The following is a 1,015-nucleotide window of genomic DNA, read 5'->3' as shown; positions in this document are numbered from 1 at the left end:
AGCCAATACAGTTTGTTTATGCGCCAGTTGAGCTTTATGCCCCATATGTTGGAGGCTGCAGCCACCACAAGTTCCATAATATGAGCATACAGCTTCAACACGTTGATCTGAAGCTTGCATCACTTTCACCGCAGCCAGCTCATCATATTTAGCACGATGAGCCAAGACCTCAGCCAAAACAGTCTCACCGGGCAAGGCATAATGCACAAATTGCGTTTTGCCTTTATTTTTGGCGATACCTCGCCCCTCATGACTGAGAGACAGAATTTGACACTGAAGCAAGCCACTATCAGAGCTATCAACATCGTTGGCGAGGTTCTTGGACTCCAGGCTCACTTTCACCCGAGCTTCCTGCTTCGAATCTTTAAGTTCACGCTCAAGTGATTTTTTTTGCTTTTTAGACTGCTCACGCAGCTTAGTTCTATGCTTAGAAAAAATATTTGCCATAGTTACACGCTACCGAGCCACCTGCTCACGAAAAAACACCTGTTGAAAGGTAACGATCTCCACGGTCACAGATAATGGCGACGATCACCGCATTTTCAAGCTTGGCTGACAAGCGCAAAGCTGCAGCCACGGCTCCGCCTGAGGACACACCGCAAAAAATACCTTCCTGTGCGGCAAGGGCCTTCATTGTTCTTTCCGCTTCATCTTGCCCCATCTCGACCACTTCATCGACTCGTGAGCGATCAAAAATACTCGGCAGATACTCTTCAGGCCAGCGACGAATACCGGGAATTGCCGCATTTTCTGCAGGTTGCAAACCCACTATCTTGATATCTGGGTTCTTTTCTTTCAGAAACCTGGAGTTTCCCATAATGGTACCTGTCGTTCCCATGGCACTGACAAAGTGAGTAATTTTTCCATGAGTTTGCTCCCAGATTTCAGGCCCCGTCCCGCAATAATGAGCCAAGGGGTTGTCATCGTTCGCGAACTGGTCGAGGACAATGCCCTTGCCTTCGGCCGCCATTGACTGCGCCAGGTCACGAGCGCCCTCCATACCTTCTTCTTTGCT

2 protein-coding genes are annotated in these 1,015 nt (G+C 48.9%); both read right to left on the bottom strand.

The window, feature by feature from the left end:
- Positions 1–447, bottom strand: a 447-nt coding sequence (locus A3729_RS28850; RefSeq protein WP_369820168.1) for a TRAM domain-containing protein, incomplete at its 3' end; no start/stop codon positions are given.
- A gap of 25 nt (positions 448–472) precedes the next feature.
- The coding region (locus A3729_RS28845) for a pyridoxal-phosphate dependent enzyme (protein ID WP_156498215.1) at positions 473–1,015 on the bottom strand (543 nt) is incomplete at its 5' end.

The organism is Oleiphilus sp. HI0043, assembly GCF_001634935.1.
Note: the sequence above shows the minus strand (reverse complement) of the source record. Positions and strands in the feature narration are given on the sequence as shown.